Genomic DNA, 17236 nt, shown 5'->3' with positions numbered 1-17236 from the left:
TCGTTCGTGAATGCCGCCAGTGGAGACCGTCAGTGGATCTTGCGCTCGTTCGGGCCGTCGTCGCGACGGTAGACATGGACGTGATAGGCCGCCATCGGGTTCTCGTCGATATAGCGCAGCAGCTGCTGTTCAGTCCGCGCGGTCGCATCGCGGATCAACACCTGCCAGGCCGGCTCCATCGTCGCCCGTATGGTCTCGTCATGGGGCAGCATGATGAAGCCCGCCCATTCCGGGTCGAAATCCGCCAGATAGCTCCTGGTGTAGTGCTTCATCATCGCCGCGTCGTTGACGTTGACGCTTTCCATGTTTTCGAAACAGACACGCAGGTCCATCACCGGTCTCCTCATTGGGAGGGAAGCGCCCGTCCCCCCGTCCAACCCGGATATCCGAAAGGAGCTAGGACGGGTCCGCGATTCCCGCTGGTGAAAACAGCCATGGCATAGAGATGGTGCGCCGCGCTGGTGAAAAACAGGAGCAATTCGCCTTTGCCGGCCAAGCTTCCCCAAAGGCTCCATGTCTCGGACCCGGGCTGTGCCATTGGTCATAACACCATGCTTTTCAGGTTCGCCAACCGCGCCGGTCCTGTAGAATCGCTGTGACAGACTTTGTGCATGCATGATGACATACCCACCGCCCGCCTCCGACCCCCCCTTGCGGATCCTCATCGTCGAAGATGAGAGCTTGGCCGCCATGGCTTTGGAAGAGATCCTGGGCATGCTCGGCTTCGTCATCGTTGGGATCGCCGACAATGCCGATGCCGCGATCGAGGCGGCCCTGCGGCTGCGTCCCGATGTGGTGATGATGGATGTCCGCCTGCTCGGTCCGGGCGACGGGATCGGGGCGGCGGCGGCGATCCGCGCGCAGACCGGCATCCGCTGCATCTTCACCTCCGCCTTCGCCGATGCGGAGACCCGGTACCGCGCCGCCGCATGCGACCCCTTCGGCTTCGTCCGCAAGCCCTACTTCCCGGCGGAGTTGCAGCGGGCGCTGGGGCAGGCCGCGGAGCTATTGCGGAGGGGTGGCTGCTGATTTCCGCTGCCACCCCCGAACACGAATCGGCCCCCGCGCAGCCCTGCGCGGAGGCCATCCAGATCCGGGGTAAAACACCAAAGAGACCCGCTCAGCCGAACTTGTAGCTGATGCCGTAGCCGCCGCGCGGATAGTCCCAGGCGATGTTGCCCTTGTCCTGGCAGACGACGCGGCAGGTGCCGCATTCCAGGCAGCCGTCGGTCACCAGCGTCACGCCCCCGGTCTCGTTCTTGCTGTAGCAGGCAGCCGGACAGCAGACGGTGCAAGCCTGTTTCTCGCAGGTCTGGCAGGCCTCCACGCTCTTGATCTGGATGTGCGGCCGGCTCTCATCGACGATGTAGCGGTTCTGATAGAGCTTCTCTTCGACCTTCACCATGATGCTCATCGCACGGCCCTCACCAGCTTGATTGCGTCACCGACCAGTCCCATCACCGAGCGGCGCTTGATGAAGGACTTCATGATCTGCTTCTCCTTCGACTTCTTGTCGACGCTGTCCACGGTGAACCAGTTGTGGGCGGCGGCGGTGATCTCGTCGGGATAGGCGCCGAAGAACTGCTTGTTGCCATGCATGATGCCGGGCAGCTCGCGATACTTCTTCAAATCCTTCATGACGAAGCTGTCGTCGAGCTTCTTCTTGTAGGCGGCGAGGTTGGAGGCGGTATAGGCCTTGCCGGTGGCCTTGAGGTCGAGCACCGTCTCCGCCGCCATCCGGCCCGAGGCCATGGCGAGGTTGGAGCCCTCGCGATGGGCGGCGTTGTTGAAGTGGGCGGCGTCGCCGACCACCATCCAGCCGTCGCCATAGAGCTGCGGCACCGCCTTGTAGCCGCCTTCCGGGATCATGTGGGCGGCGTATTCCTTCATCTCCGCCCCTTCGATCAGCGGCTTGATGACGGGGTGGTTCTTCAGATCCTCCAGCATCTTGTAAGGCGGGCAGGAGCCGTTCTTGAAATCGGAGATCAGGCAGCCGATGCCGATCGTCAGCGATTCCTTGTTGGTGTAGAGGAAGGCGGTGCCGACCATCCCCTTGGTCACCTTGCCCATGATCTCGATGACGACACCCTCGTCCTCCTTGATGCCGAAGCGCTGCTGGATCAGCTCGGGATCGATGAAGAGGATTTCCTTGACCGCCAGCGCGACATTCTCCGGCGCCGCTTCCGGCTGAAGACCGGCGCGCTTGGCCAGCAGGGCGTTGACGCCGTCGGCCATGATCACGACATCCGCCAGGATCTCCCCGCCCTCGCGGTCGGTGCGCACGCCGATGACCTTGCCCGACGGGTCGCGGATCAACTCGGTCACCGTGGTCTCGCAGATCTGGAGACCGCCGACCTTGCGGATCCGCTCGCCCCACCATTTGTCGATGTTGGCGCGGATGATGGTGTAGCGGTTCGGCTTGTCGGAGTTGAAGGCTTCCGAGCGGTAGTTGGTGCCGACGTAATTGTCGTCGCCCAGCAGCCAGACGCGCTGTTCGATGATGTGGCGCTCGGTCGGGCAATCGTCCCGGAAATCCGGGATGATCTTCTCCAGCTCATGGGCGTACATGATGCCGCCCTGGACATTCTTGGCGCCGGGATATTCGCCGCGTTCAAGCTGGAGGACCTTCAGCCCTCGGCTGGCCAGCGTGTATGTCGCGGCGTTGCCGGACGGGCCGGCACCGATGACGATGGCGTCGAACTTTTCGACCATGTCGACAGGCTCCTTTCTCGTCCGGCGGTCAGCCGGCCATGCGGTTGACGGAGAGGCGGCGGCCGAAGGCATCGGTCAGCGCCGGCAAAATCCTCAGCGCGTCGCCGACCAGCCCGAGATGGGCGAAGTCGAAGATCGTCGCGTTGGGATCGGTGTTGATCGCCAGGATCAGGTCCGACTTCTCCATGCCGACCCGATGCTGGATGGCGCCGGAGATGCCGGCGGCGATGTAGAGCTTCGGCCGCACCGTCTTGCCGGTCTGCCCGACCTGACGGTCGTTGGTGGCCCAGCCGGCCTGGACCAGCGGACGGGTCACCCCGACCTCGGCCCCCAGAACCTTGGCGAGGTCGAAGACCAGCTTCATGTTCTCGACCTTGCCCAGCCCCTTGCCGGCCGACACGATGATGTCGGCGAAGGCCAGCTGCGCCTCGTTCTGCTCGCGGTCGGCGATGAAGGTCAGGACCTTGGTGACGATGTCCTCCTCGCGCAGGTCCGGCCGGATTTCGATGACGCGGCCGGTGCGGGCGTCGTCGCGCTCCGGCATCGCCATGACGCGCGGGCGCACCGTCGCCATCTGCGGCCGATAGGCCAGCGTCTGGATGGTGCAGAGCAGCGTCCCGCCGAAGGTCGGCCGGGTGGCGGCCAGCGAGCGGTTGTCGGCGTAGATGTCCAGCTCGGTACAGTCGGCGGTCAGGCCGGTCGCCAGCGTGGTGGCGATGGCACCGGCCAGATCACGGCCCAGCGTGGTGGCGCCCAGCAGCACGATCTCCGGCTTGTGGGTGTTCACCACCTCGGTCATGACGCGGCAATAGGGATCGGTGCGGTAGTTGGCCAGCGCCGGGTCGGCCACCTTGTAGACGATGTCGGCGCCATAGCCGATGGCGTCGCCGCAGATGCGGTTCAGGTCGGGGCTCTCGGCGCCCAGCACCACGGCACCAACCTCCACCCCCAGCTTGTCGGCCAGCTTGCGGGCCTCGCCCAGCAGTTCCAGCGACACGGAATGGACGATGCCGCGCTCCTGCTCCACGATCACCCAGACGTCCTTGTAGACCTTCAGGTGTTCGGGAAGCTGGAATTTGCGGCCCTGGGGTTTGCTCGGTTCGCTCATCGTCGGGTCTCCCGCGGATTGATCGTCAGAGCCCGGCCGCGGCGCGGGCGAGCAAATCGTCGGCCAGCTTGGGCTGGGCGGCGAAGATGGCGTCGATGGCGGCGGCGGCCATCGCGTCGGGGCTATCGGATGCGGCCTCGATCATCCTGGCCTTTTCCGCCCGCGGCTTCGGCACGAACACCTTCGACACCACGGTCGGCGAACCCTTCAGGCCGACGCGGCCCTCCTCGGCGCCGGTGAAGTCGCGGCTCCAGCTCTTCAGCTCGTAGCGGGCGGCGCGGAACATGTCGTCCATCTTGCCGAAGCGGATGGTGTTGGTGCCCTCCAGCATGGTGATCATGCAGGGCAGCTTCGTCTTCAGCACCTGCACGCCGCCTTCGGAGCGGCGCTGCACCACGATCTCCCTGGACGCGATGTCCAGATCCTCGATCTTGGTGATGTAGGTGAGCTGTTCGAAGCCGAGCCGGGTGGCGATGCCGGGACCGACCTGGGCGGTGTCGCCGTCGACCGTCTGCTTGCCGCAGAAGACGATGTCGACCGGCTCCTCCTCCGCCAGCTTCTGGATGGCCGAGGTCAGGGCGTAGGAGGTCGCCAGCGTGTCGGAGCCCGCGAACTTGCGGTCGGTCAGCAGAACCGCGTCGTCGGCCCCCAGCGACAGCGCCTTGCGCAGCGAGGTCTCCGCCATCGGCGGTCCCATGGTCAGCACGGTGACGCGGGCGCCGACCTTGTCCTTCAGCCGCAGCGCCTCTTCCAGCGAGAACAGGTCGAAGGGGTTGATGATGGCGGGCACACCCTGCCGCATGATGGTGTTGGTGACGGGATGGATGCGGATCTGGGCGCTGTCGGGCACCTGTTTGATACAGACGACGATGTGCATCCCGTTCTCCTTGGCTTCCGCTTCGCTGTGGCGCGCATGTGGGGTTGGGACCGGCACCAAACCGGACACCGCCAGAACAGCAAACGGCGTGCCAGCCGGAGAAAGCCGGCCAAAGCACGGGAAAAACTGGAATTTTCTGATGGAGGCGGACATCGTCCCCATGTCGCAAAGGCGACAAGGGGACGTCCATGTCGGTTTCGCTACAGCCTCTGGAGCGGTAGGCTCAGACCGTCTCGATGTGGGCGATGACGCGTTTCAATTCGACATCGACGCGGGCGGCCAAGGCGGCGATGCCGTCCAGCGTCTGGTCGAGCACCGCCAGCTCCACCGCGGCGGCGGCCTCGGCAAGGTCGCGGGCGCCGACGGTGCGCGAGGATCCGGCCAGCTTGTGGGCGGCCTGCCGCACCTCGTCCCAACTCCCGCCGGCCAGCGCCTCGGTCAGCCAGCGATGCGACGCGCTGTTGGACGTGACGAACTCGCCCAGCAGATGGCGGACGAAGTCACCGTCACCGTCGAACAGCGCGATCAGCGCCTCGACATCGAGCGGCGGCAGCCCGGCGGTGATGACGGGAGGGGTGAAGACGGGAGCGGGGGTGCCATGACGAGCGGGTTGATGCAACCCCGCGGTCCCGGCCGGCATGTTCAACATCGGCCCGTCCCGCCGCGGCCCGTCCTGCGGATGGTCGTCCTGAAGCTGATGGCCCCGCGGTTGGTCACCGGCTTCCTCCGGCTCCCAATCCTCGCCCTCCAACGGGGGGAGGAAGCGGTCGATCACCCGGCGCAGATCGGCGAGGCTGACCGGCTTGGCCAGCGTGTCATCCATCCCGGCGAGCAGGCAGAGCTGCGCCTCGTTCTCCGTCGCGTTGGCGGTGATGGCGACGATGGGAAGCCGCGGCGACCCGCCGGCCTCCTCGGCGGCGCGGATGCCGCGGGCCAGTTCCATGCCGTCCATCTCCGGCATCTGGCAGTCGGTCAGCAGCAGGCCATGGCCGCCGGCCCGCCACAGGGCGAGGGCCTGGAGGCCGTCCTCGGCGGTTTCCATCACATGGCCCAGCAGGGTCAACTGGCGCTGGATGACCTGACGGTTGGTCGGATGGTCCTCCGCCACCAGGATCAGACGGCCGCGCGCCCGCGCCTCCTCCACCGTCGGCAGGCGGCGCCGGCCGGCGGCAAGGGCGGCGGGCTCCGGTTGAGGCTGCTGGTCGCCGCGCCCGCTTTCTCCGGCGGCCACCCGACCGGCGGCGGCGAGAACGGCGCGGACCAGCCCGCCCCGCCGCACCGGCCGGCTCAGGACAACGGTTCCGGCCCCTGCGCCGGAGGCTCCCGGCGGCGGCGGCTCGTCCGCCTTCAACGTCTCGCCGCCGATCAGCACGCGGCCGCGCACCCGGCCGCGTGGGTCGCTCTCAAGCGCGGTGACGTCGGTGCAATGGGTGAAGACCAGAACATCGCAGGCGGCGGTCGGCAACAGGGTGTCCAGCGCCACGGCGGCATTGGCCGCCTCGACCACCTGGGCGCCGTCGGCGTTCAGATAGCGGGCGAGGAAGCCGCGCTCCTGCTCATCGGCGACAAGAAGCAGAACGGTCACGCCCTGCAACGGGGCCCGTTGCGGCAGCTCGTCCACCGTGGTGGAGACCAGTTCGGCGGCGAAGGTGAACCAGAAGGTGGAACCGGCATTGACCTCGCTGGTGACGCCGACGTCGCCGCCCATCAGCTCGGCCAGACGCCGGCAGATCGACAGCCCCAGTCCGGTGCCGCCGAAACGGCGGGTGGTGGACACCTCCGCCTGGGTGAAGGGGCGGAACAGCCGGCTCTGGTCCTCCTTGGCGATGCCGATGCCGGTGTCGATCACCGCGACGCGGATGGTGACGCGGTCGCCATCGAAATGGGCCAGTTCCACCCGCACCGTCACCGACCCGCTCTGGGTGAATTTCACCGCGTTGCCGGCGATGTTGAACAGCACCTGACGGATGCGGACCGGATCGCCCAGCACCTCGGCCGGCAGATCGGGATCGATGTAGGTGACCAGCGACAGCCCCTTGGCCCGGGCGCTGGGCGCCAGCGTGTCGGCCACCCCCTCCACCACATTGGCCAGCGCCACCGGCACCCGCTCCAGATCGAGACGCCCGGCCTCGATCTTCGAAAAGTCCAGGATGTCGTTGATGATGGTGAGCAGGGCGCCCGCCGATTCCCGCACCACGCTGACCAGTTCGCGCTGGTCGCCGGTCAGGCTGGTATGCTCCAGCAGCTCCAGCATGCCCTGGATACCGTTCATCGGCGTGCGGATCTCGTGGCTCATGGTCGCCAGGAACAGCGATTTGGCCTGATTGGCCGCCTCCGCCTCCGACCGCGCCGCCTCCGCCGCCTCGCGGGCGGCCACCAGATCGCGGGTGCGCTGGGCCACCTGCCCTTCCAGGCTGCGGTTCAGCTCGGTCAGTTCCTCATAGAGGTGGACATTGTCGAAGCCGATGGCGACCTTGGCGCAGAACACCTCCAGCAGCCGGCGCTCGTCCGCGCTCAACGCCCGTCCATGGCCGAGATAGACCACGGTGTCGTGGCGGCGGGTGGCGGAGCGGAAGACCAGGACGCTGTGCCCGCGCTCATAGCGGTTGCGGCCATCGGCCAGCGCCGCTCTCACAACCTGCGCCGCATCGGGCGGCAGGGCCAGGAACAGCAGCGTCCCCTCCATCCCGGCATGGCGGCCGGCGCCGCCCAGCACCAGCGGTTCCGCCGGACGCGGCCCATCGGTGAGGCGGCTGACCAGCGCCACCCCGTCGCCCGGTGGGCAGACGGCGACGATCTGCGCCACGGCGTGGCGGACGAACTCCGCCATCGTCCGCTTGCCCAGCAGGGTGGAGGAGGAGTCGAGGATGCGCTCCAGCCCCTCGCGATGGTCCTCGATGGCGGTGATGTCCTGGTAGCCGCGCAGCGCCGCGACGACGGAGGTGAACAGCTTCTGCGCCGTCAGTTCCGTCTTCGATTTGTAGTCGTTGATGTCGTAGCTGAGGATGACGTCGCGTTCCGGCGCCTGCCCCGGCTGGCCGGTGCGCAGGATGATGCGGACACGGCGGTTGTTCAGCTCGTTGCGGATGAAGCGGACCAGACGCAGGCCGGCGTCGTCGGATTCCATCACGACGTCGAGCAGGATCACCGCGATGGCCGGCGTGTCGCGCAGCAGCCCGCGCGCCTCGCCGGCGGTCGCCGCCGACAGGAACTGCGCCGGGCGCCCTTCGAAGCTGAAGCCGCGCAGCACCATCTTGGTGGTGGCGTGGATGGCCGGGTCGTCATCGACGATCAGGATCAGCCAGGGCTCGACCGGTTCGGCAGCCTCGCCCGGCGCCTCGACGGCGGGCTCCTCCTCCGCGAACAGAAATTCGTCGCTCATCACGGTCCCCCGGCGAATTGGCCGTGTTTCTTCCACCCCGGCGCGCGGGCGACCTTACCATAGGTGATAGAATGGCCGCCAGATCGGCCCCCGGTGCCGCCATGGGCGGAACCCGCAGGCGGAAAGGGTGGATTTGCCGGGCGGCAGCCGCCATGGTGGCGCCGTTTTCCATCGCGCATGTGCCGCCATGACCCTGCTTGCCTGCATCCATGACAAGGCCCCGCTGATCGAGGCGCGGGATCCCGACCTGGGCGACCTGTTCCCGCCTGGCTTTCTCGAGCTGTACGAGGTGCACAGCTACCGCAACGCCGCGCGCATCCTGGCCCATGCCTGCACGGCCGAGTTCCGCGAGATCACCGAACGGCTGATGGAGTTCCGCATCCGCACCGAGGACATCGTGGCGTCCGGCGGCAACAAGTCGCAGATCGCCAAGACGATGGAGCGGATGCTGAATCCGCTGGGCTGGAACGAGACGCGCATCCGCGGCGACCTGTTCATCACCAAGATGATCGTGACGCATGAGGAGAAGCGCCGCATCGCCGGCAAGAACCGCGGCCAGACCGTGACCGAACAGCGCCAGCGCGAGGAGCTGTACAAGGTCAACGGCTTCATCGACGGCCACAAGATCGATTTCGTGAAGGGGCGCGTGTCCTTCGACCTGGAATGGAACAGCAAGGACCAGACCTTCGACCGCGATCTCTACGCCGCCCGCACCTTCTACGAATGCGGAATCATCAACGCCGGCGTCCTGCTGACCCGCAGCGCCGAGCTGATCCCGCTGTTCACCGAGGTGGCCCGGCGGGTGGAGATGAAGAATTTCCAGAACAAGTACGGCGCCAGCACCACCTGGATGAAGAAGCTGCTCTACCGGCTGGACGCCGGGCGCGGCGGCGGCTGCCCGGTGCTGGCGCTCGGCCTCCGCCCGGCGGTGGTGTCGGATTTCGAGGAGTGGAAGGAGCGCCATCCGGTGGTGCGCCAAGCCGCGACCTTCGATGTCGACACCGGGGCGGAGGATGAGGACGATCTTTGGTGAGGGGAATTGGGATAAGGAGGACTGGGGTAAGGAGGGCTCACGCGAATTTGCGGTCGGTCAGCAGCAGCCGAACCGCGAAGCCGAGGAACAGCACCCCGGCGACGCCGTCCATCGCCCGGCGCACCCGCGGGCTGGACAGCACCCGCCGCGCGGCGCCGGCGCTGAGCGCGGCGATGCCGACCAGATAGAGGCCGCCGAGCACCGAGATGATGTTGCCGAGGATGAAGGTCTGCAACGCGACATGGCCCAGCGCGGGGGCGATGAATTGCGGCACGAAGGCCAGTTGGAACAGGATGATCTTCGGGTTCAGCAGGTTGGTCAGCAGCGCCTGGAGGAAGACGCGGCCCGCGCGGGACGGAGCCGGGGCCTCGACCGCCGGAACCGGTTCGTCGCCCCGGCTGATCCAGACGCTCCACAACGCGCGCAGGCCGATCCAGGCGAGATAGGCGCCGCCGGCATAGCGCAGCAGGTCGAACAGCGCGGTCGAGGCCGCGATCAGGGCGGAGATGCCGGCGGCGGCCAGCAGCGAGTGGACGGTGTTGCCGACGCAGATCCCGACCGTCGCCACCACCCCGGCCTGTCGCCCGTCGGCGATGCTGCGGGTCAGCACCAGCAGCGAATCCGGTCCCGGCGCCAGCACCAGGACGAAGACGGCGACCAGATAGAGTTGCAGCAGATGGAGGTCGAGCGGCAGGGTCATCGCGGGCGGGCCTTCGGACGATGGGTTCGGGCGCTCAATCAGGCCAGCGGCGGTGGATCCACAGCCATTGCGCCGGCTTGTCGCGGATCCAATCCTCCAACAGACGGTTCAACCGTTCCATCAGAATTCGCGCATCGGCGTTGCGGTCGCCGCTGGTCGGGTATTCCTCCGGCGGCAGGACGGTCACGCGGAAATGGGCGCCCTCCAGCCGTTCCGTCCGCGCCGCGCACAGCGGCAGCTTCAGCTTCATGCCGAGAACGGCGGCGGCGGGTGCCGTCATGGCGTCGCGGCCGAAGAAGGGGACGGGGATGCCGTCATTCATCTTCTGGTCGATCAGCATGCCGACATGGCCGCCCTTGGTCAGGTGGCGCAGCAGGATCCGCGCGCCGTCCGGCCCCTTGGGGATATGGGTGCCGGTCGCCGCGCCGCGCAGCTTGACCAGCAATTCACCGACCATCGGGTTGTTGGGCGCGCGGTAGACCAGCCCGAGCTCCAGCCCGCGCAGACGGGCCGCCACCGACTGCACCTCCCAGTTCGCCAGATGGCCGGAAACCATGAAGCCGGCCTTGCCGTCGTCGCGCAGGGCATCGACATGCTCGATGCCGACAATGTCGATCCGCTCGCGGCCGATCTGCTCCAGATGCGGATATTCGGCGATGGTGCGGCCGAGATTGTCCCACATGCCGCGCATGATCGCGTCGATCTCCGCCCCGCCCTTCTCCGGAAAGGCGCGGGTCAGGTTGCGCCGCGCGCGGGCGCTGTTGGGCAGCCACGGCCCCACCGTCCGCCCGATCCAGCCGCCGAGCGCCGACGCGCGGTCGAGCGGCAGCGCCCGGAACAGCCGGCAGACACCATGCACCAGCAGCGCCTCCACCGGATAGCCGATCCGGCGCTCCAGCCATTTCCGCAACGGGCTACGCGGCTTGGCCATCGGCGCTTCCTTTCAGCAACAATCGCGTCAGCAGGGCGGCGAGCGGCCCATCATCCGCTCCCTCCTCCGCCCAGCGCACCGACACCGGCAGGACCGTGACCTTCGCCCGCAGATCGGGCGGCAGTCGCACCGCGTCCTTGGCGGTGGTGACCGGAACGGCACCCAGCGCCCGGGCGCGCCCGATCAGGGCCGCCAGCTCGGCCGGGCGGTAGGGATGATGGTCGGCGAAGGGCACCGCGTCGGCGATGCGGGCGCCGAGCGCCTCCAGCGTCGCGAAGAACTTCTCCGGCCGGCCGATGCCGGCGAAGGCGAGGATGTCACGGCCGGCGAGCGTGGCGGCGACCCGCGGATCGGGCTCCAGCCGGGCCGCCAGCACCGGACGGCCCCCGGCCAGGGCCGCCACGCCGTGGCGATCCTCGCCCAGGATCACCAGGGCGTCGGCGCGGGCGAGGCCGTCGGCCACCCGCTCCCGCAGCGGCCCCGCCGGCACCAGCCGGCCATTGCCGAAGCCGACCGCGCCATCGGCGACGATCAGCGCCAGATCCTTGTACAGGGCCGGATTCTGGAAGCCGTCATCCATGACGATGACCCCCGCCCCGGCGGCGACCGCCCGTTCCGCCCCCGCCACCCGGTCGCGGGCGACCCAGCAGGGGGAGGCGCCGGCCAGCAGCAGCGCCTCGTCACCGACGTCGGCGGCGGTGTGGCGGGCCGGATCGACCGCCAGCGGACCGGCCTCCCGCCCGCCATGGCCACGGGTCAGCGCGTGGACGGCGACGCCGCGCGCCCGCAAGGCGGCGATCAGCGCCAGCCCGACCGGCGTCTTGCCGGCACCGCCCGCCACCAGATTGCCGACGCAGACCACCGGCGCGCCGATCCGGCGCGGCACGGTTCCGGCGATGCGCCGCCGGCCAGCCAGACCGTAGAGCGCCCCCAGCGGCGCCAGCAGGGCGGAGGCCAGACCGGGCGGCCGGTACCAGAAGGCGGGGGTCTTCACGGCTGGGCGTCCCGTCAGGCGGCGGTGCCGATGCCGGCCGCGCCCAGCACCGGGGCCAGCGCGCTCAACGCCCGGTCGATGATCCGCCGGTTGTCGGCCGTCACCCGCGCGGCGCCGGCGACGACGCGGTCGCGCGCCCGATCGTCGGTCAGCAGCCGGCGGGTCTCGCGGATCAGGGCGTCGCCGTCCGCCACCGGCAAGGCGCCGCCGGCCGCCTCCAGCATGTGGGTGATCTCGCCGAAATTGAACATGTGCGGACCATAGAGCACGGCGCAGCCGAGCTGCGCCGGCTCGACCGGATTCTGCCCGCCATGGGGAATGAAGGAGCCGCCCATGCACACCACCGGCGCGGCGCGGTAGAACAGCCCCAGCTCCCCCATCGTGTCGGCGACATAGACGGCATGCTCCGGCCCCGGCAGCAAATGCCCGGCCGTCCGTTGCCGCACCGGCAGCCCGCGCGCCCGCATCAGCTCGGCGATGGCGTCGCCGCGATGGGCATGGCGCGGGGCGATGACGGTCAGCAGGCCGGGCAGTGCCGGCGCCAGCGCCGCATGCACCGCCGCGGCGATCCCGTCCTCGCCGGGATGGGAACTGGCGAGCAGCCAGACCGGCCGTCCGGCCAGCGCCGCCCGCAGCGGATCCATCGCGTCGGCCGCGGCGGGCGGCGGCTCGGCGGAGAATTTCAGGTTGCCGACGCTGGCGACGCCGGTGGCACCCAGCCGGCGCAGCCGGTCCGCATCGCCTTCGGTCTGCGCCAGCGTGACCTGGAAGGTGGACAACAGGCCGCCGATCAGACCCGGCGCGTTGCGCCAGCGGGAAAAGCTGCGTTCGGACATGCGGGCGTTGACCAGGGCGGCCGGGATGGAGCGGTCGCGGATGCCCGACAGCAGGTTCGGCCAGATCTCCGATTCCGTCCACAGCACGGCGTCGGGCCGCCAATGATCGAGGAAGCGGTCGACGGCATCCGGCAGATCGACCGGCACATATTGATGGATCGCCCGCGCCGGCAGACGCCGGCCCATCAGCTCGGCCGAGGTGACGGTGCCGGTGGTCATCAGCACGGTCAGGTCGGGAGCCTCGTCCAACAACCGCCCGATCAGGACCAGGACCGAATTGGCCTCTCCCACGCTGGCGGCATGGACCCAGGCGAGCGGGCCGTCGGGCCGGACGCGGGACGCCGTGCCCAACCGCTCCGGCTGGCGCGCGGGGTCTTCCTTGCCGACGGCACGGCGGCGGTCGAGATAAAAGCGCACCGCCGGCCCGGCAACGCTCGTCAGGCCACGGTAGAGGGAATGCAGCATCAAGGTCCGGAACTGGAAACATACGACAACGGGCGCGTCGCCGGTCCCCCCGATACGGACCACCGGCCGCGCGCCCGGCGGCACCTTAGCACGCGGCCACCGCTTCATAACAGGGGCCGGTGCGATGGAGTGGCGCAGGCCCGACGAAGGAACCATGAAGCGCGAACCGGACCAAGGGGAACGAACAGCCGCGCCCACCGCTTCAATCCACGCCGTCTCGGCATCCCTGCCGCCACCCCGCCGCATTGTCCCCGGCCCCGTCCATCCGCTATCCTGGTTTGCAACCCTCCGTCCCACGGTGCAGCATGCCGGTCTCATTTCTCCGTTCGATCTCGGAGACCAAGCGAACCAGACGCGCCAACATCCATCTCGGCGTGTCGCTGGCCTTCGTCGCCGGGGCGATCAACGCGGGCGGGCTGCTGGCGGTTCTGCAATACACCTCGCACATGTCCGGCATCGTCTCGTCCATCGCCGACAATCTGGTGCTGGGGAATCTCGTGGCGCTGGCGACCGGGCTGGCGTCGGTGGCGTCCTTCGCCTCGGGCGCCGCCTATTCGACGATCCTCATCAGCTGGGGCCGGCATCACCGCATGCACAGCGCCTATGCCTACCCGCTGTTCTGGGAGGCGTTGCTGCTGCTGGGATTCGGGTTTCTCGGCAACAGCCTGGACGAACACCGGGCGCTGTTCACCCCGGCGACGGTTCTGCTGCTGTGCTTCATCATGGGGTTGCAGAACGCCATCATCACCAAGGTCTCCAACGCGGAGATCCGCACCACCCACATGACCGGCGTCGTCACCGACATCGGGATCGAGCTGGGCAAGCTGGTCTACATCAATCTCGGCAAGGAATCGGCGCGCTACCAGCCGGTGCACGCGAACTGGCCGCGTCTGGGCGTGCTGTTCGCCCTGCTGACCGCCTTCTGCGGCGGCGGCGTCATCGGCGCGGCCGGCTTCAAATATGTCGGCTATATCAGCACCGTCCCGCTGGCCGGCTTCCTGGTGCTGCTGGCGATCGTCCCGCTGGTGGACGACGCGCGGGCACGCACGCGCCTGCTGCTGCGCCAACGCCTGAGGAACGGCGGCGGTGTCGGGCAGCGGCGGCGGGAAACGCCGCCGCTCGCCGGAGACCGCGCCGGCTGAAACCGCACGGCGGAACCGCGCCGGCCGGAAGCGGTCAGGTGAAGGGCCGCAGGTTCGACAGGAACTGTTCGGCCGACCTCCGCCAGGAATAGCCCAGCGCATAGTCGCGGCACTTCTCGCCGGAAATCGTCAGCGCGCCTTCGACCGCCCGCTTCAGATCCTCGTCCAGGCAGCCGGCGCCCGAACCGTTCACCACATCGAGCGGCCCCGGCACCGGATATGCGGCCACCGGCACGCCCGAGGCCAGCGCCTCCAGCAGGACCAACCCGAAGGTGTCGGTGCGCGACGGGAAGACGAAGACGTCGGCGGCGGCGTAATGCCTGGCGAGATCCTCGCCATGCTTGGCGCCGACCCAATGGACGCCGGGGTATTTGCGTTGCAGGTCCTCCCGCGCCGGACCGTCGCCGACCACCACCTTGGTGCCGGGCAGGTCGAGGCGCAGGAAATCCTCCAGGTTCTTTTCCACCGCGACGCGGCCGACATACATCGACACCGGGCGCGGCAGGTCGAGGAAGCCCTTGTCGCGGGGATGGAACAGCTCGGTGTCGACGCCGCGGGTCCAGCGGCGGATGTTGGTGAAGCCGCGGCCCTTCAGCGCGTCCTCGATGGTCTGGGTCGCCACCATCACCGCCGAGGACGGCTTGTGGAACCGGCGGACCACCGCGTAGGACAGGGCCAGCGGAATCGGCGCGCGGTCGCGCACATATTCGGGGAAGCGGGTGTGGTAGGCGGTGGTGAAGGGCTTGCCATGCTTCAGGCAATAGGCCCGCGCCGCGAAACCCAGCGGCCCTTCGGTGGCGATGTGGATGCAGTCGGGGCGCATGCCCTCGATCATCGCCCACAGCCGGCGCTTGGCCCCCAACGCCAGCCGGATTTCCGGATATGTCGGCATCGGCAGGGTGCGGAAACGGTCGGGGCCGATCACCTCGACGGAATGGCCCATCGCCTCCAGTTCCTGGCGGACGGTGCCGATGGTGCGCACGACGCCGTTCACCTGCGGGTGCCACGCGTCGCTGACGATCAGGATGTTCACGCCGCTTCCCGTTCCTTCGCCGTGATCTTGTCCGTGCCGGGGCTGGTGGCCGGCACCCGCCGGGCCATGACCTCCGCCCAATGGATGATCTCCAGCGCGCCATTGTCGTGCTCGACCAAGGCGGTGCAGGACTCGACCCAATCGCCGTCGTTGCAATAGAGGATTCCTTCGATGTCACGCATCTCGGCGGTGTGGATGTGGCCGCAGACGACGCCGTCGACCTTGCGCCGGCGGGCTTCCTCGCCCAGCGCCTCTTCATATTTGCCGATGAATTCGACGGCGGTCTTCGCCTTGTGCTTCAGGTAGGCCGACAGTGACCAGTAATTGAAGCCGAGCTTGCGGCGAATCCAATTAAAGGCGGTGTTGACCTGAAGCAGCGCGACATAGGCATGGTCGCCCAGCAGGGCCAGCCATTTGGCATAGCGCACCACAGCGTCGAACTTGTCGCCATGGGTGATCAGCAGCCGCTTGCCGTCGGCGGTGGTGTGGATCCATTCATCCACCACCTGCACCCCGCCGAATTGCAGCCCGACATAGTCGCGCGCCGCCTCGTCATGGTTGCCGGGGATGTAATAGACCTCCACCCCCTTGCGGGCGCGGCGCATGATCTTCTGCACCACGTCATTGTGCGCCTGCGGCCAGTACCAGCTTTTCTTCAACCGCCAGCCGTCGACGATATCGCCGACAAGAAACAGGTGATCCGATTCGGTGTGCTTCAGGAAATCCAGAAGCAGTTCCGCCTGACAACCGCGCGTTCCCAGATGAACGTCGGATATCCAAATGCTGCGGTAACGCTTGACCGCTGGGACGGCGTCCATCTTCCGCTCCGTCGTCGCCATGACCGGTGGCCATCAAGACAACTGCGGTATAAAGGAAAGCACCTACCTTGACAATCATTTGAGATGACCGCACCTATTCGTCACAGCAATTTCGCGCGCTGTCACAGCATTGATTTTTTACCGAAATGACAGAGCCGCAAATCCTTCAAAATTCCGCAACAGAAGGCGCCCCATGCGCCGGTCAGGGAGAGCGAATCGGTGCGTGACACGGTGCTGATGGATGAAGGTCCGGCGATCGACGCCGGCGATGGCGGCCATGGCGGCGATGCGGCGATCAAGGTACGGCGGCTTCTGGTGATCCACAATCCGACGGCCGGCGGCCGGCGGGCGCGGCGGCTGCGCGCCGTGGTCGCCCGGCTGGAGGCCCGTGGGCTGAGCGTCGCCGTCAAGCCGACCGGCAAGCGCGGCGATGCCGAGGAGTTCGCCCGCGCCGCCGATCCCGCCAGCGTCGATGCCGTGATCGCCGCCGGCGGCGACGGCACCATCAACGAGGTCATCAACGGCTTGGCGATCCATGCGGAAGCGGGGCGGCCGCTGCCGCTCGGCATCGTGCCGATGGGGACCGCCAATGTGCTGGCCGCCGAACTGGGGCTGGGCACCGATGCGGACGCCATCGCCGCGGCGATCGCCGGCGGGCGGCGGGCGGTGATCTGGCCGGCCCAGGCCAATGGCCGCATCTTTTCGATGATGGCCGGGGTCGGGCTGGACGCCCGGGTGGTGGAGCAGGTCGATCCACAGGTGAAGCGGCTGATCGGCAAGGGCGCCTATGTGGCGGAAACGCTGGTCCAGCTGGCGACCCGGCCCGACCACCGCTATCTCGTCACGCTCGACGACGGCGAAGCGCAGGAGGTGGCGTCGGTGATCGTCGCCAAGGGACATTTCTACGGCGGCCGGTTCGTCTGCGCGCCCGATGCCCGGCTGACCGAGCCGGAACTGCATGTCTGCCTGTTCCCGCGCGGCGGGCGGTTGAACGCGCTGCGCTATGTCTGGGGCGTCACCGGCGGACGGCTGGCCCATTTCCCGGATTACCGGGTGGTGACGGCCAAGCGCGTGCGGATCGAGGGGCCGGCAGGCGACGGGCTGTTCGCCGACGCGGTGCAGGGCGACGGCGATGTGCTGGCGCGGCTGCCGGTGGAGATCACGCTGGCGGGATGGCGGCTGCCGGTGCTGGCGGGGTGAAGGCT

Annotated in this window: 16 protein-coding genes; 4 read left to right on the top strand and 12 right to left on the bottom strand. The window is 68.2% G+C overall.

Annotated elements, in window-relative coordinates:
- Window positions 1-29 precede the first annotated feature (29 nt).
- On the bottom strand, window positions 30-332 hold the full coding sequence (locus AZL_RS03435; RefSeq protein WP_042442450.1) for a hypothetical protein: 303 nt from the start codon (window positions 330-332) through the stop codon (window positions 30-32).
- 358 nt (window positions 333-690) lie between these two features.
- Between AZL_RS03435 and AZL_RS03430 the strand changes: the two genes are divergently transcribed.
- The gene (locus AZL_RS03430) at window positions 691-1029 is read left to right on the top strand and encodes a response regulator (protein WP_247894259.1); all 339 of its coding nucleotides are present in this window, start codon (window positions 691-693) and stop codon (window positions 1027-1029) included.
- 91 nt (window positions 1030-1120) lie between these two features.
- Here AZL_RS03430 and AZL_RS03425 read toward each other — a convergent pair whose 3' ends face one another.
- From AZL_RS03425 to AZL_RS03405, 5 genes are all read right to left on the bottom strand, one after another.
- Window positions 1121-1414 (bottom strand): ferredoxin family protein, encoded by a 294-nt coding sequence (locus tag AZL_RS03425; RefSeq protein ID WP_012973274.1) that lies wholly within the window; start codon window positions 1412-1414, stop codon window positions 1121-1123.
- Window positions 1411-2712 (bottom strand): FAD-dependent monooxygenase, encoded by a 1302-nt coding sequence (locus AZL_RS03420; RefSeq protein WP_012973273.1) that lies wholly within the window; start codon window positions 2710-2712, stop codon window positions 1411-1413. Before AZL_RS03420 ends, AZL_RS03425 begins: the two co-directional genes overlap by 4 nt.
- A gap of 28 nt (window positions 2713-2740) precedes the next feature.
- Window positions 2741-3820, bottom strand: a complete 1080-nt coding sequence (locus AZL_RS03415; protein WP_012973272.1) for an electron transfer flavoprotein subunit alpha/FixB family protein — start codon at window positions 3818-3820, stop codon at window positions 2741-2743.
- A gap of 25 nt (window positions 3821-3845) precedes the next feature.
- Entirely contained in the window at window positions 3846-4697 is an 852-nt protein-coding gene (locus AZL_RS03410) for an electron transfer flavoprotein subunit beta/FixA family protein (protein WP_012973271.1), read from the bottom strand.
- Window positions 4698-4920: 223 nt separating this feature from the next.
- Window positions 4921-8079, bottom strand: coding sequence for a hybrid sensor histidine kinase/response regulator (locus tag AZL_RS03405; protein ID WP_042442448.1), 3159 nt, complete (start codon window positions 8077-8079; stop codon window positions 4921-4923).
- Between the two features lie 187 nt (window positions 8080-8266).
- Here AZL_RS03405 and AZL_RS03400 point away from each other — a divergent pair, with 187 nt between their 5' ends.
- Window positions 8267-9112 carry a BglII/BstYI family type II restriction endonuclease gene (locus AZL_RS03400; protein ID WP_042443445.1) on the top strand — a complete coding sequence of 282 codons (846 nt, stop codon included), beginning with the start codon at window positions 8267-8269 and terminating at the stop codon, window positions 9110-9112.
- 37 nt (window positions 9113-9149) lie between these two features.
- Here the strand turns inward: AZL_RS03400 and AZL_RS03395 are convergent, their stop codons facing one another.
- From AZL_RS03395 to AZL_RS03380, 4 genes are read right to left on the bottom strand one after another with little or no spacing between them, the layout of a single operon-like run.
- Window positions 9150-9812: a LysE family translocator gene (locus AZL_RS03395; protein WP_012973268.1), complete on the bottom strand. Its 663-nt coding sequence runs from the start codon at window positions 9810-9812 to the stop codon at window positions 9150-9152.
- A gap of 34 nt (window positions 9813-9846) precedes the next feature.
- Window positions 9847-10743: a lauroyl acyltransferase gene (locus AZL_RS03390; RefSeq protein ID WP_012973267.1), complete on the bottom strand. Its 897-nt coding sequence runs from the start codon at window positions 10741-10743 to the stop codon at window positions 9847-9849.
- The gene (lpxK, locus tag AZL_RS03385) at window positions 10727-11737 is read right to left on the bottom strand and encodes a tetraacyldisaccharide 4'-kinase (RefSeq protein ID WP_012973266.1); all 1011 of its coding nucleotides are present in this window, start codon (window positions 11735-11737) and stop codon (window positions 10727-10729) included. Before lpxK ends, AZL_RS03390 begins: the two co-directional genes overlap by 17 nt.
- 14 nt (window positions 11738-11751) lie before the next feature.
- Complete coding sequence (locus AZL_RS03380) at window positions 11752-13038, bottom strand: 3-deoxy-D-manno-octulosonic acid transferase (protein WP_012973265.1); 1287 nt, start codon at window positions 13036-13038, stop codon at window positions 11752-11754.
- 305 nt (window positions 13039-13343) lie between these two features.
- Here AZL_RS03380 and AZL_RS03375 point away from each other — a divergent pair, with 305 nt between their 5' ends.
- Entirely contained in the window at window positions 13344-14180 is an 837-nt protein-coding gene (locus AZL_RS03375) for a YoaK family protein (protein ID WP_012973264.1), read from the top strand.
- Between the two features lie 34 nt (window positions 14181-14214).
- Here the strand turns inward: AZL_RS03375 and AZL_RS03370 are convergent, their stop codons facing one another.
- Together AZL_RS03370 and AZL_RS03365 are read right to left on the bottom strand one after the other, a co-directional pair.
- The gene (locus AZL_RS03370) at window positions 14215-15213 is read right to left on the bottom strand and encodes a glycosyltransferase family 4 protein (RefSeq protein ID WP_012973263.1); all 999 of its coding nucleotides are present in this window, start codon (window positions 15211-15213) and stop codon (window positions 14215-14217) included.
- Entirely contained in the window at window positions 15210-16031 is an 822-nt protein-coding gene (locus tag AZL_RS03365) for a UDP-2,3-diacylglucosamine diphosphatase (protein WP_042443443.1), read from the bottom strand. The genes AZL_RS03370 and AZL_RS03365 overlap by 4 nt, the downstream gene beginning before the upstream one ends.
- A 219-nt stretch (window positions 16032-16250) precedes the next feature.
- On the opposite strand from AZL_RS03365, the gene AZL_RS03360 reads away from it, so the two are divergent.
- The gene (locus AZL_RS03360; RefSeq protein WP_012973261.1) at window positions 16251-17231 is read left to right on the top strand and encodes a diacylglycerol/lipid kinase family protein; all 981 of its coding nucleotides are present in this window, start codon (window positions 16251-16253) and stop codon (window positions 17229-17231) included.
- The last annotated feature ends 5 nt before the right edge of the window (window positions 17232-17236 follow it).

This window comes from Azospirillum sp. B510, assembly GCF_000010725.1.
GTDB lineage: Bacteria > Pseudomonadota > Alphaproteobacteria > Azospirillales > Azospirillaceae > Azospirillum > Azospirillum lipoferum_B.
The sequence above is the reverse complement of the archived record's forward strand: the minus strand, read 5'-3'. Positions and strand labels throughout refer to the sequence as shown.

What these genes read in the sequence shown, in the direction of transcription:
- AZL_RS03435 (WP_042442450.1), bottom strand. Translation starts at nt 332, where the DNA reads ATGGACCTGCGTGTCTGTTTCGAAAACATGGAAAGCGTCAACGTCAAC.
- AZL_RS03430 (WP_247894259.1), top strand. Translation starts at nt 691, where the DNA reads ATGGCTTTGGAAGAGATCCTGGGCATGCTCGGCTTCGTCATCGTTGGG.
- AZL_RS03425 (WP_012973274.1), bottom strand. Translation starts at nt 1,414, where the DNA reads ATGAGCATCATGGTGAAGGTCGAAGAGAAGCTCTATCAGAACCGCTAC.
- AZL_RS03420 (WP_012973273.1), bottom strand. Translation starts at nt 2,712, where the DNA reads ATGGTCGAAAAGTTCGACGCCATCGTCATCGGTGCCGGCCCGTCCGGC.
- AZL_RS03415 (WP_012973272.1), bottom strand. Translation starts at nt 3,820, where the DNA reads ATGAGCGAACCGAGCAAACCCCAGGGCCGCAAATTCCAGCTTCCCGAA.
- AZL_RS03410 (WP_012973271.1), bottom strand. Translation starts at nt 4,697, where the DNA reads ATGCACATCGTCGTCTGTATCAAACAGGTGCCCGACAGCGCCCAGATC.
- AZL_RS03405 (WP_042442448.1), bottom strand. Translation starts at nt 8,079, where the DNA reads ATGAGCGACGAATTTCTGTTCGCGGAGGAGGAGCCCGCCGTCGAGGCG.
- AZL_RS03400 (WP_042443445.1), top strand. Translation starts at nt 8,267, where the DNA reads ATGACCCTGCTTGCCTGCATCCATGACAAGGCCCCGCTGATCGAGGCG.
- AZL_RS03395 (WP_012973268.1), bottom strand. Translation starts at nt 9,812, where the DNA reads ATGACCCTGCCGCTCGACCTCCATCTGCTGCAACTCTATCTGGTCGCC.
- AZL_RS03390 (WP_012973267.1), bottom strand. Translation starts at nt 10,743, where the DNA reads ATGGCCAAGCCGCGTAGCCCGTTGCGGAAATGGCTGGAGCGCCGGATC.
- AZL_RS03380 (WP_012973265.1), bottom strand. Translation starts at nt 13,038, where the DNA reads ATGCTGCATTCCCTCTACCGTGGCCTGACGAGCGTTGCCGGGCCGGCG.
- AZL_RS03375 (WP_012973264.1), top strand. Translation starts at nt 13,344, where the DNA reads ATGCCGGTCTCATTTCTCCGTTCGATCTCGGAGACCAAGCGAACCAGA.
- AZL_RS03365 (WP_042443443.1), bottom strand. Translation starts at nt 16,031, where the DNA reads ATGGACGCCGTCCCAGCGGTCAAGCGTTACCGCAGCATTTGGATATCC.